This window comes from Kribbella sp. CA-253562 (assembly GCF_050942265.1).
In the GTDB taxonomy this organism is placed as follows: Bacteria; Actinomycetota; Actinomycetes; order Propionibacteriales; family Kribbellaceae; genus Kribbella.
Window position 1 is genome coordinate 5,358,676 of record NZ_CP192049.1, and the last position, 13,853, is coordinate 5,372,528.

Annotated in this window: 10 protein-coding genes; all 10 read right to left on the minus strand. The window is 70.2% G+C overall.

The window, feature by feature from the left end:
- Positions 1-4 precede the first annotated feature (4 nt).
- Positions 5-628 (minus strand): histone deacetylase, encoded by a 624-nt coding sequence (locus tag ACQPXM_RS25310; protein ID WP_432937547.1) that lies wholly within the window; start codon positions 626-628, stop codon positions 5-7.
- The gene (locus tag ACQPXM_RS25315) at positions 628-1,443 is read right to left on the minus strand and encodes an amidohydrolase family protein (RefSeq protein ID WP_432937549.1); all 816 of its coding nucleotides are present in this window, start codon (positions 1,441-1,443) and stop codon (positions 628-630) included. The genes ACQPXM_RS25310 and ACQPXM_RS25315 overlap by 1 nt, the downstream gene beginning before the upstream one ends.
- A gap of 99 nt (positions 1,444-1,542) precedes the next feature.
- A complete protein-coding gene (locus tag ACQPXM_RS25320; protein ID WP_432937551.1) occupies positions 1,543-4,377 on the minus strand; it encodes a helix-turn-helix transcriptional regulator in 2,835 nt (944 codons plus the stop codon).
- Positions 4,378-4,689: 312 nt separating this feature from the next.
- Entirely contained in the window at positions 4,690-5,985 is a 1,296-nt protein-coding gene (locus ACQPXM_RS25325; RefSeq protein ID WP_432937554.1) for a DUF6923 family protein, read from the minus strand.
- 33 nt (positions 5,986-6,018) lie between these two features.
- Positions 6,019-6,786: a hypothetical protein gene (locus ACQPXM_RS25330; protein WP_432937556.1), complete on the minus strand. Its 768-nt coding sequence runs from the start codon at positions 6,784-6,786 to the stop codon at positions 6,019-6,021.
- A complete protein-coding gene (ispG, locus tag ACQPXM_RS25335) occupies positions 6,783-7,889 on the minus strand; it encodes a flavodoxin-dependent (E)-4-hydroxy-3-methylbut-2-enyl-diphosphate synthase (protein WP_432937558.1) in 1,107 nt (368 codons plus the stop codon). The genes ACQPXM_RS25330 and ispG overlap by 4 nt, the downstream gene beginning before the upstream one ends.
- 34 nt (positions 7,890-7,923) lie before the next feature.
- A complete protein-coding gene (gene ispH / locus ACQPXM_RS25340) occupies positions 7,924-8,994 on the minus strand; it encodes a 4-hydroxy-3-methylbut-2-enyl diphosphate reductase (protein WP_432937560.1) in 1,071 nt (356 codons plus the stop codon).
- Between the two features lie 14 nt (positions 8,995-9,008).
- A complete protein-coding gene (locus tag ACQPXM_RS25345; RefSeq protein ID WP_432937563.1) occupies positions 9,009-10,082 on the minus strand; it encodes a family 2 encapsulin nanocompartment cargo protein polyprenyl transferase in 1,074 nt (357 codons plus the stop codon).
- Between the two features lie 10 nt (positions 10,083-10,092).
- Positions 10,093-11,484, minus strand: coding sequence for a family 2B encapsulin nanocompartment shell protein (locus ACQPXM_RS25350; protein WP_432937566.1), 1,392 nt, complete (start codon positions 11,482-11,484; stop codon positions 10,093-10,095).
- On the minus strand, positions 11,481-13,850 hold the full coding sequence (locus ACQPXM_RS25355; RefSeq protein WP_432937568.1) for a terpene synthase family protein: 2,370 nt from the start codon (positions 13,848-13,850) through the stop codon (positions 11,481-11,483). The genes ACQPXM_RS25350 and ACQPXM_RS25355 overlap by 4 nt, the downstream gene beginning before the upstream one ends.
- Positions 13,851-13,853 lie beyond the last annotated feature (3 nt).

Below are 13,853 nucleotides of genomic sequence, written 5' to 3' on the forward strand. Positions count from 1 at the left end.
ACCTTCAACGCTCGGCGATGTTCGTGAGGTCGTCTTTGCTCCAAGCTCCCGTCACGCCTCTGGCCTCGCTCAGGTAGTCGGCAACCTGCGACGCATCCCACCCGTGCGCCTCCCGCAGACCGGCCGCGATCCACCACAGGTAGGCAGCACTCGGAGCCGACGGCTCGAGGTGGCCCGCCTTCACATCCGTCACGGTGAACATCGGTACGCCGTCCCGCTCCCCCAGCCGCGCGATCGTCTCGTACCGGCCCGGGCCCATCACGCGGACCTGGTCGACGTCGTCGAGTGCTTCGGCGAGATCATGCGCGAAAGCGCTCCCCGGCTCTCTGTACATCTCCTGCGCGGCGACGTCGCCCAACTGTTCGGCGGTCACCAAGTACGCCCGCCCGGCAACCAGTCCGGGCGCCGTCAGGTCGTAGAACGCGCGGCCGCCGCCCCACGCCGCCGACTCGCCGGAGAACACCAGCCCGCCCGGCATCTCGACCGCGGCAACCTGGCGAGGGTCGCGCGGGTCCCGGCAGCCCGGGTATTGCCGGCGTCCGCCGGTTGGACGGCCGCCTGCGAGGTAGCACCGGAAGCGATCGCTCGCGAGGTTCGAGCCGTACGCGACGTACCAGGCCAGGTGCATCAGCTCAGCCCGAAGACCCTTCGGGCGTTGCCGTTCAGGAACAGCTCCGTGGTTTCGGTGTCCAGCGCGAGCGTTTCCAGGTCAGAGAGCGCTTTCTCGGCCGTGATCATCGGATAGTTCGTGCCGAACAGGACCTTGCGGCGGCCGTTCGTCCGAAGGTACCTGACCAGCTCGGGTGGGTAGCGGCGGACGGTGTACGCCGAGGTGTCGATGTGGACGTTCGGGTACTTCGTCGCCAGCGCGATCATCTCCGCGGTCCACGGGTAGCCGATGTGGCCGGCGACGATCGTCAGGTCGGGGAACTCCAGGGCGACGTCGTCCAGGTAAGGAATCGGGCGGCCGGTCTCGGACGTGCGCAGCGGGCCGGTGTGCCCGACCTGGGTGCAGAACGGGATCCCCAGCTCCACGCACTCGGCGTACAGCGGGTAGTAGCGCCGGTCGTTCGGCGGCAGGCCCCACACCCACGGCACGATCCGGAGAGCGCGCAGACCGCGCTCTCTCACCGCGCGCCGCAACTCACGCACGGCCGTGACCGGCTGCCGCAGGTCGACCGACGCGACCCCGACCAGGCGATCGGGGTACTGCGCGACGAAGTCCGCGACCTCGTCGTTCGACACGAGCGGGCCCTCGGCGGCGTACCACGCGCTGATCAGCCCGGTCGTCACACCGCCGGCGTCCATCGCGGCGATCGTGCTCTCCAGCGGCAGCGCGGTCGACAGTTCCTCGGTGCCGATCCACGGCCGCAGCGAGTCGAACCAATCCTGGGCCAGCATCCGCTCGGTCGGGTGCTGCATCCACGCGTCGACGATGTCCACGGAGGTCACCGTACCCACCGGCGGGGCAATCAGCCGGTCTGCTGCCGCTACGACGTGGAGGTCACGACCTCAGGCGACGAGGGCACCGCCGCCTTCTGCTCAGGGGTTCACCAATGGTCCGAGCTCTCGGCGCGAACGGATCTTCAGCTTGCGCATCGCGTTGGTCAGGTGATCCTCGACGGTGCTCACCGACAACGACAGCTCGGCCGCGATCCGGCTGTTGGTGAACCCGCGCGCTGCCAGCCGCGCGACCTCCAGCTCTCGCGGAGAGAGCGCGTTCCCGTAGCCCCGCCGTCCGCGCCGCGACGTCACCGCGACCCCCGCTTCGCGCAGTGCGTCCCGGCACCTCCGCGCATCCCACCGCGCGCCGAGCTTCTCGTACGTCGCCGCCAGTGCGACCAGTTGCGCCGGTTCCCCCGCGTCGAGCGCCCGCCGGGCCTTCAGCTCCAGCACCAGACACTCGTCGTACGGCCTGCCGATCGCCCGGTACGCCGACGCCGCGTCGTCGAAGCCGAGATCCTCGACCACGGCCGCCCGCACCAACTTGCCGGCGGCAACAGAAGCGGGAGCGTCGCGGCCGGTCAGACCGGCCTCGAACTCGGCGAGCAGGCCCACCGCGTCCTCCCGCTGCCCAACCGCCTCCAATGCGAGACACGCCGTCGCCACCAGCTCGCCCGCCCAGGCCCACCCGTCCTTGCGCCGTACGACCTGCACGAACTCCTCGACCGCCGCGAGCGCCGCTCGGCTGTCGCCGGTCGCGAGGTGGATCCGCCCGAGCGTCGCCAAGGCCGCCGCCCGTACCGGCAGTTCGCCGCCGACGGACATCAGCAACTCCTGAGCGCCCGGGACATCGCCTTCGGCCAACCGCATCCGCCCGGCCACGAGGTCGAGCTCGGCTTGCACCAACGGCGCCGACTCACCCACAGCCCTTGCCCTCAGCAACTTCTCGGGCAACATCTCCCAGTCCCCCGCCAGCCACGCCTGCCACAGCCGAGTCCCCACCCCCGCCGGCAACGCCGCACTCCGCCGGTCGTGTCCCAACCACAACAACCCGCGCGCCGAGTACGCCGACTCGTCCACCCCCGACAAGTCCCCCAGCGCAACCGCCAACCGCCCACGATTCCGCCGCACCATCGCACGGGCGACGTGCTCGGCGCCGTCGCTCCCCCGACCGGCGTCGCTCGACCCGCGCCGTTCCCGCGAGCCGAGGCCACCGGAGACGTAGGCCCAACCGTCCTTCCCGTCCTCGCCCTCGCCGAACGGACGGGCGGAGGTGCCGCCGCCGGCGGGCGGCGAGGTGTTGGCGCCGAAGCCACGCGTCCGATCGTCCTCGTCTTCGCGTCCGGGATCGGTGCCAGTACGACCACCCCGACCACGATCACCGCCGCCCACCCCATGCGTCTCCCCCAGCAGCCTCAACGCCCGATGCATCCACGCCCGGTGCTCGGCGATCTCCTCCGGCCCCGAGGTCGGCACCGCCAGGGCCGACATCGCCCACGCCGCACTCGCCGGGTCCTCCGCCAACTCCTCGACCGCCGCCGCCAGCTCACGCCGCGCCGTACCGAACTCCCCCGCCCGGTCGTGCAGCAGAACCCCCAGCGCCAGTCGCAACCGCCCGCGATCGGCACTCGGCTGCAACGCCTCGTCCAGCACCATCCGCACCGCGACCACCGCTTCGTCCCACAGCGACGACTCGACCGCCGCGTGCGCGAGCCGGGTCGCCAGCCGCGCCCGGTCCGGCCAGGGCAAGACCTCGATCCGCAGCATCTCCAGCAACTGCGAGATCGCGCTCTCCGACTCTCCCGCCGCGACCAGCTGGGCCGCGGCGAGCTCGGCCTGCGCCAGCCACACGTCGATCAACCCGCCCCGCCGCGAGTGCTCCGCGATCCGCGGATGCGCCGCCGGGTCCCGCGTCGCGAGCGCCTCGGCCGCCCGCCGGTGCAACCGCCGCAACTCGTCCGGCGGGATCGTGTCGTACACCGCCCGCTGCGCCAACGCATGCCGCAGGTCGTACAGGCCCGGCCGCACCTGCCCCAGCAACCCCCGCGCCAAGCCGACATCGACCGCCTCGGTCAGCTCGGGTCCGTGCACCTCGGCGACCGCACCGATCAGCCCGTCCGACGCCGGCGAATCCAGTACGGCGGCCGCCCAGACAACGCGTCGGCAGGCCTCCGTCAACTGCTCCAGCTTGATCGTGACCGACGCCCGCAACGCGACCGGCGCCCGCGTCTCGGCCAGCGCGCGCTGCACCGCCGGCACCAACCCGTCCGGCCCAACCGCCAGATCCCGGAGAAACTCCTCCACGACGAACGGCAATCCACCCGTCCGCTCGACCAGTTCCTTCGCCAGGGAGTCAGGCAACGCCTCCACGCCGAGCAGTTCCGTCGCCAGTTCCCGTACGGCGCTCGCCGGCAACGGCGGCAGTCGCACCTCGGCCGTGCGCGTCCCGGCCCGGACACATCCCGCCAGCGCGGTGATCTCGCCCGCCAGCCGGGGGTCCTCCGGCCGGTACGTCCCCACCAGCCGCACCTCGCGCGGCAACCGGCTCGCCAGAAAACGCAGCAGCTGGAGTGTTCCCCGATCAGCCCAGTGCAGATCCTCCAGGAAGAGCACCGCCGGACCGAGCGATCCGAGCACCTCGGTCACCCGCGCGAACACCGAGTGCCGCATCCCCGGAACGAGTTCACCCCGCCACGGCGTCCCCGTCCCCGGCCGCTGATCAAGCACCGGAGCCAACGCCTCGAGCGCCGGCGTGAGCGGAACCTGATCCTGCACCGGGTGACACTGCCCGGTCAGCCAGCGCGCGGGATGATCCCGCGCGATCTCGGCGACGAGCCGGCTCTTGCCCGACCCGGCCTCCCCCACCACCAGCACCAGACTCGGCGCCGCAGCGAGAGCGGTCCGGAGCACCCGCGTCTCCCGTTCCCTCCCCATCAGCCGCGCCTGCAACGGCTGATCCGCCCGATCCGCCCGATCGTCTCCGTCCGGCCGATCCCGCCGCTGCGGCCAGTCCCCGCTCTCCCCGTGCACCGCCAGTCGCCTAGCGCTCAGGTACGGAACAGAGGGTCGCCTCGGCAAGGCAGCCGTCGGCCACCCTCTGTATCCGCACCGCCGGACAGTAGCCGGTTGTTTCGTTCAAACTACTCTCAGTCAACAACTCCACGTACATAGTGTGACCGCTTTCCTGTCTTCCCGCACCGCCGACCCCCACCGAAGTGAGCCGGTCTCACCTTCGATCCGCTCGCCTCACCGCTGCACTCGCCGCATCCGCCGTTGCGCCGCCATCGCCGCGGCGCTGCTGAGGATCACCAGCAACGTCGCCATCGACCACCGCCGCAGCACCTGTACGGTCCGGTCCGGCTCGTCCGGCACCGACGCCAGCCGCGGCGCCACGCTGATCACCGGCGGCGTCACGTCCACCGACGGCCGCGGAGTCGGCCGCGGCGTCGGTGTGGGAGTCAACGCCGGAGGCAGCGGAGGCGGCGGCAACTCCACCGCGTCTGTCGGCGTAGCGCTCGGCCGAGGCGTCGGCTGCGACGAAGGTGACGGGCTGGGCGGCCGAGGAATCGACGGCCGCACCGTTCGCGGTGGAACCGGCGGCGTCACCGTCTCGACCGGCGGACGCGGAGTCGGCCGCGGCGTCGGCCTAGGCGTCGGCGCCGGAGGCCGCGGCGTCACCGTGGGCGGCGGCGGCGGTGGAGGCGGCGGCGGGGGTGGAGGCGGAGGAGGCGGCGGCGCAGCTGCTTGCTTCAAGCAACCAGCAGAATCCCCACTCCACGCCGACGGCAACGAATTCAGCTCCCGCGCCTCCCCGGAGAGCGTGATCCGCACGGTCCGGCTCGCCAACCCCGGATGCGTCCGCACGGCATAGAGCGCTCCCCCGGACAGCACCACCGAGCTGTACGCCGCCACCGACGGCGCGCCCCGAACCTCCGCCACCACCCGGACAACCCCACTGCCCGGATCGATGCTGACCACCTTGGCCCGCCCGAATCCCAGCGTGGAAACGCCGTACAGCAGCCCGTTCGACGGATTCACCGCGAAGTCGTCCAGCGTCAACGTCCCGACGATCGGCTTCAACCGGACCACCCGCAGCACACTCCGGTACGTCGGGCTGCCGGGATCGATGTCCATCGTGTAGAGCCGCATCGCGTCGCGCAGGTAGAGCCGGTTCCCCGAGATCGCACCGGCGACCGGATCCGCGACGCCACCGACGCCGCGCCGGACCTCGCCCAGATCCCTCACGGTCCCGCGGCGATCGATCGACACCAGATGCGGCTTGCGCTGCAGCCAGCCGTCCCGATCGCGCAGCGCGATCCCGTAGACCAGGTCCTGTCCGCGTGCGTATCCCATCGCATCCACCTGGTAGTCGAGCTTGCCCAGCTCGGTGATCCGCCCGGACGGCAATTCGACTCGTCGCAACCGGGACAGGGAGAGCGGTCCGCTCGAGTCCACCTGCAGCACCACACAGGTGGACTCGGCCGACGACTCCTCCACCACCAGCACGGCCGGCAGTACCGCCAGTCCCGCCGCCCCTGCCAAGGCCCCACCCCGCCGTAGCCCTCCCATCACTGATCAGCCTCCGCGACTGAGGCGGGACAGCGCCGCGACGAACGCGTCCGGACCGACGTTCGCGCCACCGGTGAACGGGTTCTGCAGCTGGTAGATCGCGAACAGCAGCAGGGCGATCGCCCCGGACAGCATCGACACGATCACGGCGTACGAGTAGACGCCCGGTCCGCCGAACAGGAACATCAACCCGATCGACATCGCGCTGCCGACCAGGATCGCGAACCAGACCACCGCGTTCACGCCGCTCCCGGCGGAGTTCAACCGCTCCTGCCGGGCCTCGTACACGTTCCACAGTTGGGCCGACGCCTCGACCCGGCTGTCCTCCTCCCGATCACTCTTGGTCGGAACGCGCTCTATCTCGTTCTGCAGCTGCGTCAGCAGGGTCCAACCGCGCTCGTCGACCGGCTTCCCCGCCCGCAGGTCGGGCCATTCGTTCTCCGACACCTGACTGGCGTAGTCCTGCGTCAGCTTCTCGATCCGGGCCCGAGCCGGCTCGGCGAGCGAGTCGCTCGCCCAGCGGACGGCGATCAGCGCGTTGGCCTCCTGGTAGGTGTTCTCCTCCGCCCGGTCGGCCGCGTCGAACAGCGAGATCAGCACGAACGCCGCGACCACTACGTTCACCCCGCCGACGATCGTGAACACCTGGCCGGCGACCTCGTTGTTCGCCTCCCGTCCGAAGTGCTGGCGGGCCTTGCGCAGGATCACCGCCATCACCGCGGTGACCAGCATCAACCCGATCACCCAGAACAGACCGCTGAAGGTCAGACTCATGACCGCTCTCCCCACTCGCGTTGCAGCGCCTCCTCGAGCAGCGCCTCGACGATGCGGTTCTCCGGCACCGTCCGGACCACCTCACCGCGGACGAAGATCTGCCCCTTGCCATTGCCCGACGAGACCCCGAGATCAGCCTCCCGCGCCTCACCGGGACCGTTCACGACGCACCCCATCACCGCGACCCGCAACGGGACCGGGAATCCCTCGAACGCCGCCGCGACCTGCTCGGTCAGCGTGTAGACGTCGACCTGCGCCCGGCCGCACGACGGGCACGACACGATCTCCAACTGGCGAGGCCGCAACCCGAGCGACTCGAGGATCCCGGCGCCGACCTTGACCTCCTCGACCACCGGCGCGGACAGCGAGACCCGGATCGTGTCCCCGATGCCTTCGGCCAGCAGAACGCCGAACGCGACCGCCGACTTGATCGTGCCCTGCAGCAACGGCCCGGCCTCGGTCACACCGAGATGCAATGGGTAGTCGCACCGCCGGGCGAGTTCGCGGTAGGCGGCGATCATCACCAGCGGGTCGTGATGCTTCACCGAGATCTTGAGATCGCGGTATCCGTGCTCTTCGAACAGCGAGCACTCCCACAGCGCCGACTCCACCAGCGCGGCCGGTGTCGCCTTGCCGTGCTTGGCCAGCAGCCGCTGATCCAGCGAGCCCGCGTTCACGCCGATCCGGATCGGTACGCCGGCGGCCGACGCGGCCCGCGCGATCCCGGCGACCTGATCGTCGAACGCGCGGATGTTGCCCGGGTTCACCCGAACACCCGCACAGCCCGCGTCGATCGCGGCGTACACGTATCTGGGCTGGAAGTGGATGTCCGCGATCACCGGGATCTGCGAGCGCTTGGCGATCTGTGGCAGCGCGTCGGCGTCGTCCTGCGACGGTACGGCGACCCGGACGATCTGGCAGCCCGCCGCGGTCAGCTCGGCGATCTGCTGCAGCGTGGCGTTCACGTCGGCGGTCGGGGTTGTCGTCATCGACTGCACCGACACCGGTGCACCCCCGCCGACCGGCACCGACCCGACCATCACCTGCCGCGACTTCCGCCGGACCACCGGAACGCTCGGCACCCCCAACGACACCGCCGTCATCGCCGCCTCCTCGTGGACGGGCCCGGGACGCCCGTCATGGCTGCCTCACCGCGACCGGCAACGTGAAGTGAACGGTCTCCTGGGTGATCTCCCGCTCGACCACCTCGACCTCGCCGCGTTCGCGGATCGCCGCGATCACCCCGTCGACCAGTCGCGGCGGCGCCGACGCGCCCGCGGTCAGCCCGATCACCCGGACGCCGTCCAGCCACTCCTCCCGGACACCGGTCGCGTCGTCGATCAAGTACGCCGGGGTGCCGCGGCGAACGGCGAGCTCGACCAGGCGGCGCGAGTTCGACGAGTTCTCCGAGCCGACGACGAGCACCAGGTCGGCGTCGTCGGAGAGCGCTCCCAGTGCCTCTTGCCGGTTGGTCGTCGCGTAGCAGATGTCGGCCGAGTCCGGTCCGCGCAGGTTCCGGAACTTGTCACGCAAGGCATCGAGGATCGCGGTCGTCTCGTCGACCGCCAAGGTGGTCTGGGTCAGGTACGAGACCCGGTCGGGATCGTCGACCTCGAGCGCGGCGACGTCCTCGACGCTCTCCACCAGCACGGTCCGGTCCAGGGCCTCGCCCATCGTGCCCTCGACCTCTTCGTGCCCGGCGTGCCCGATCAGTACGACGGTGTCGCCGCGCGCGGCGTACCGGCGGGCCTCGGCGTGCACCTTCGTCACCAGCGGGCAGGTCGCGTCGACCACGTCCAGCCCTCGCCGCTCTCCTTCCGCGCGGACCGAAGGTGCCACCCCGTGCGCCGAGAACACCACCGTCGCGCCGTCCGGCACCTCGTCCAGTTCCTCCACGAAGACCGCCCCCCGGCTCTCCAGGTCGGCCACCACGTGCGTGTTGTGCACGATCTGTTTGCGCACGTAGACCGGCGGCCGGCGTTGCTCGAGCAGCAACTCGACGATCTCGATCGCTCGTTCGACCCCCGCGCAGAACGATCGCGGTGAGGCCAGCAGAATCGTCCGCCGGTCCGCAGCCTCCCTACCCGCAGCCTTTCCGCCCGCAGCCTCTGCCCCCGCGGTCGTTCCGATCGCAGTCTCCCCGTCCGCGGACTCCCTGCCCGCGACGGCCGCCCCTGGCGAGTGGTCCAAATCCGTGTGCTTCGGCATAGCTCCCCCCATGCTCATCGGTCCCGGCGGGTCGCCAATCGCGCCAGCCGCTCCAGGTCGTCCGCGGGCCGTCCGGTCGTCGCCGAGCGCAGTTCGCCCAGTGCCGCGGTCAGCAGAGCGTCGGCCTGGGCCTGGCTCTGAGAGCGCGATCCCGCCTGCTCGATCAGGTCTGCCGCTTGCACCAACTCCTCGTCGGACAGGTCGTGCGTCCCGCCGTACAGCTCGGCGAGACCTCTGCCGGCGCTGGTTCCGGAGCCGAGCGCGGCGACCACCGGCAACGACTTCTTCCGCCGCCGCAGGTCGGAGTGGACCGGCTTGCCGGTGACCCGCGGATCACCCCAGATGCCCAGCAGGTCGTCGACGTACTGGTAGGCCAGACCCAGATCCTCACCGAACAGCCGTAGGTGATCGACCTGCTCCGACCGGCCTCCGCCCAGCAACGCACCCAGAGCGGTCGAGCAGCCGAGCAGGGCGCCGGTCTTCAGCTGCGCCATCCGGATGCACTCGGAGAGCGCGACCTCGTTCCTGGTCTCGAAGTGCGCGTCGGCCAACTGTCCTTCGACCAGTTCCTGCACGGCCTGGCCGAGCATCTTCGCGGCTTCGTCGGCCGACGGATGCCCGCTGGCCACCAGGACGTCGAACGCCAGGCTGAGCAGAGCGTCACCCGCGAGGATCGCCGGGCCGAGACCGAAGACCGTCCAGGCCGTCGGCCGGTGCCGGCGAGTGGTGTCGCAGTCCATCACATCGTCGTGCAGCAGCGAGAAGTTGTGCACCAGCTCGACCGCCACCGCGGCCGGGACGCCGTCGGCCGCCGTACCGCCGACGGCCTGGGCCGCGAGCAGCGCGAGGGCCGGACGTAGCGCCTTCCCGCCGTCCGCGCGGGTCGGCGTACCGTCCTCGTCCTCCCAGCCGAAGTGGTAGTTGGTGATGCGTTGTGTTGCCAACGGCATCTTTCCCACCGCCGATCGCAACGCCGGCTCCACCTGGTCGCGGGACCAGGCCAGCAACTGCTGGGCCGGAAGCTGCGGACTCGGGAGTCGTTTCACCGGTTGGTCGGCGGGCGGGCCGGCCCGTTCTACTGTCGTCATCGTGGACTCCTCATCCGCCGAGTTCGACGTGCTCGAGAACACCGAGGGCGTCTGGCACAAGGACCGCGGCGGAGTAGTAGGTGCTGACCAGGTACGACGTAACGGCCTTCTCGTTGATGCACATGAAGCGGGCGTTCAGGCCGGGCTCGACCTCGTCCGGCAGACCGGTCTGCCGCAGGCCGATCACGCCCTCGTCCTCGAGGCCGGTTCGCATTACCAGCACGGACGTGGTGTTGTCGGCGTCGATCGGGATCTTGTTGCAGGGCAGGATCGGCACCCCGCGCCACGCCTGAACCCGCCGGCCGTCGACGAGAGCGCTCTCCGGATAGACCCCGGCCTTCGTGCACTCCCGCCCGAACGCCGCGATCGCCCGCGGGTGGGCCAGCAGCGCACGTGGTTTGCGCCGGCGGGTGAGCAGTTCGTCGAAGTCGTCCGGGGTCGGCGGACCGGTGCGCGGGTACAGGCACTGCTTGAAGTCCACGTTGTGCAGCAACCCGAAGTCCCGGTTGTTGATCAACTCGTGCTCCTGGCGTTCCCGCAGCGCCTCGATGGTCAGCCGCAACTGCTGCTCGGTCTGGTTCATCGGGTGGTTGTACAGATCGGCGACGCGCGTGTGCACCCGCAGGATGGTCTGCGCGACGCTCAGCTCGTACTCCCGCGGCGCGGGGTCGTAGTCCACGAACGTCCCGGGCAGGTCGTCCTCCAGCGCGTGACCGGAAGAGAGCGCGATCTCGGCCTCTCCGGTCTTGTTCTGTGCCGGCCGCGGACGGGACCGGACGTCGTCCAGATACGTCCGCAGCACCTCGGAGCGGTCCTTCAGTTCCTCCAGGGACTGCCGGGTGAGGCGCAGCACGGTGCACCGCGTCGTCGTCCGGGCGGTGTACTCCCAGATGCTCTCCGGCGGATCGAGGAACAGCTGCTCGCCCAGATAGTCGCCGTCGGCCGACAGGCCCAGGTCGGTGCCGTCGCCGTACGGGCCGATGCCGATCCTGCTGACCTTGCCGTGGGCAATCAACAGCACGTCGTCGATCCGGCTGCCGAACTCGGTGAGCGCGTAGCCGGGTTCGTACTCCTCGACCCCGAAGCGGTTCGCCAGTTCCTGCAGCACATCCGGATCGGCCAGTTCGCGCAGCGGTGGCAGTTCGGTCAGCTCCTGCGGGATCACCCGGACGTCGGCCCCGGCGACGGAGAACGTCAGCCGGCCGTCACCGACCGCGTAGCTGGTCCGGCGGTTCACCCGGTAGGCGCCGCCTTTGGTCTCCACCCAGGGCAAGATCCGGAGCAGCCAGCGGGGCGAGATCCCCTGCATCTGCGGCACGGTCTTCGTCGTACTGGCCAGCTGCCGCGCCGCCGCGGTGCCCAGACTGAGCTGCGGCTTGACCTCGGTCTCGGATGTCGTCACAGTGCACCCTCCAGTCGCTTACCACTCATGGGTCGCCGGATCCGCCCGGCCGACGTTCCCAGGCCCGTCGACAGGCCCAGCACCTTCCGCGGGAGATGCAGTTGCTCGGCTTCGTCGTACCGGCCGCAGCCCTGGTGCCAGACGAGAATCCCGGACATCCAGTTCTGCAGCTCCTCGGCGTAGCCGGTGAGCACCCGCCGGGAGGCGTCATCGAGCTCGTAGTCGTCGAACAGCACCGGCAGATCGACCGCGACCAACTGCTCGAACTGCCGCATCCGCGCCGTCATCAACGCGTTCACGGTCGCGAACGCCGTCGGCAGGTCGCAGTCGAGGAAGTTGCGGACGACAAGCACACCGTTGTGCAGCTCGCCCTCGTACTGGATCTCCTTGCGGTACGAGAACACGTCGTTCACCAGGCAGGCGTAGTCGGCGGCCGCGTTCTCCAGCGCCCGGATCGGCCGGGTCCGGTAGATCCTCGGCGGCACGGTCCGGCCGTGCCCGATCCGGCACAGACTCATCGTCAGGTCGGAGCCGAACGTGCGCCGGCGCATCTCCAGGTAGTCGACCGGATCTGGGATCCGGTGCTGGAATTGGTTCGCCAGCTCCCACAACCAGCTGTCGGTCATCGAATCGATCGCGTCCTTGAAGGCCTTGCGCGCTTCCGGCGCCATCGGCCCCGCGGTGCGCTGCCACAGATCCGAGAGAGCGCGCTCCAGCCCGTTCACCGGGGTGATCTGTCCGTTCAGCTCCAGCGGCATCAGCCCCGACAACCGCCGGTTCTGCGCCTTCGCGCCGGCCAGGTCATGGGTTCGGCCGAAGACCACCGGGTAGTAGTCGTCGGCGTACGTGCCCCAGGCCAGCCACTGCGTCGACACGTCGAGTGCGTCCGGTTCGGCGTCCGGGTGGATGCCCGCGGCACACAGCGCGAGATCCGCGATCTCGAGCAGCTGCCGGTCCCAGACCACACCGTCGGTGATCCCGATGCGCTCACCCCACTCCACAACGTTGGATCGCGCTCTCTCCAGATGCGGACTCAGCTTCGCCCGGTACGGCATGTACAGCTCGGGCACGGCGTACGGCTCGATCACCTCGAACGGGCGGTGCGTGTGCGTCCGGGTCCGGTACGGCGCCGAGGTCACCATCGACTGCAGGATCCGGGCCGCCGATGTTCCGAGCCCCTTCGGCCCGTCCAGCAGTGCGCTCGGCCCGAGCGTCGCGGCCTGACCGCCGTCGTTCATGTAGCGGCTGGACCGCATGTGCCACTCGTGCCCGCCGGACTGCCAGTCCTGCAGGCCCTTCACGTAGCTCAGGACGTCGAGCCGCCCCTGCGGGCTGACCCCGTGCTCTTCCAGCAGCGGCGGCACCTCGGTGAGCGCCGTGTTCTCGAACTGGTGCAGCCGCGACGTCAGGATGTCGTTCACCAGATCGGCCGCGCGCTGTGGAGAACATCCCAGAAAGCGCTCCACGACGAGAACGCCGTTGTTCAGCTCGCCTTCGGTCTCCACCTCGCGCTGGTAGGAGAACAGGTCGTTGCGCAGGTGCACCGCGTCGGAGAACGTGTCGCTCAGCACCTTCATCGGCCGCAGGTGCGCGACCTCGTCCGGCACCTCCGCCTGCACGGCGTACTCGACCAGGTTCGCCGACCAGGGCGCGCCGCCGACCTTGCGGCGCATTTCGACGTACTCGATCGGGTTCGGCAGCCGGCCCGCGCTGATGTTGGACAGCTCCCACAGCGACTCGGCCAGCAACGCTTCCGTGGTCTCGACGAACCGCCGCCGCCAGCCGGTCGACATCGACGGCACGGTCCGGTTCCACAGATCGGTGAGACCGCGCTCCACCGGGTTCTCCGGCGTCGCCGTGATCGGCCCGTCGACCGGCATGAACGCGCTCAGCCGGTCCAGGTAGGCCTTGGCCCCGGCGGTGTCCTGGGTCTTCTTGTAGAGCTCGAGAAAGTGGTCGTCGAAATAGAACACCCACACGTACCAGTCGGTCACCAGGTCGAGCGCGGCGGCCCCGGCGTCCGGATGGGTGTATGCGCACAGCAGCGCGTAGTCGTGGGACTCGAAGTCGTGCAGGTCCCAGACCGCCTTGCCCTGCTGCGGTACGTCGATCATGTCGAACGCGTACGCCCAAGCCCGGCTGTGCTCGCGAGCCTGCTCGAGGTGCGGATTGATCCGCGCCGGATACGGCACGTAGAAGTCCGGCAACTGGTACGGCTGCTTGCTCTTGGTTCCGGCGGCGGACTGGGTACCGGCCGTCGTACTGGTCTGCTCGACCGGTCGTGGGCGGCCCGGCTCGTCTGTCGCGTCCCGCCCGACGTGGGAGACGAGCCGGGCGGCGGCTCCCGGCGGTTTCGGCGCTCTCATCCG

What these genes read in the sequence shown, in the direction of transcription:
- ACQPXM_RS25310 (WP_432937547.1), bottom strand. Translation starts at nt 628, where the DNA reads ATGCACCTGGCCTGGTACGTCGCGTACGGCTCGAACCTCGCGAGCGAT.
- ACQPXM_RS25320 (WP_432937551.1), bottom strand. Translation starts at nt 4,377, where the DNA reads ATGGGGAGGGAACGGGAGACGCGGGTGCTCCGGACCGCTCTCGCTGCG.
- ACQPXM_RS25330 (WP_432937556.1), bottom strand. Translation starts at nt 6,786, where the DNA reads ATGAGTCTGACCTTCAGCGGTCTGTTCTGGGTGATCGGGTTGATGCTG.
- ispG (WP_432937558.1), bottom strand. Translation starts at nt 7,889, where the DNA reads ATGACGGCGGTGTCGTTGGGGGTGCCGAGCGTTCCGGTGGTCCGGCGG.
- ispH (WP_432937560.1), bottom strand. Translation starts at nt 8,994, where the DNA reads ATGCCGAAGCACACGGATTTGGACCACTCGCCAGGGGCGGCCGTCGCG.
- ACQPXM_RS25345 (WP_432937563.1), bottom strand. Translation starts at nt 10,082, where the DNA reads ATGACGACAGTAGAACGGGCCGGCCCGCCCGCCGACCAACCGGTGAAA.
- ACQPXM_RS25355 (WP_432937568.1), bottom strand. Translation starts at nt 13,850, where the DNA reads ATGAGAGCGCCGAAACCGCCGGGAGCCGCCGCCCGGCTCGTCTCCCAC.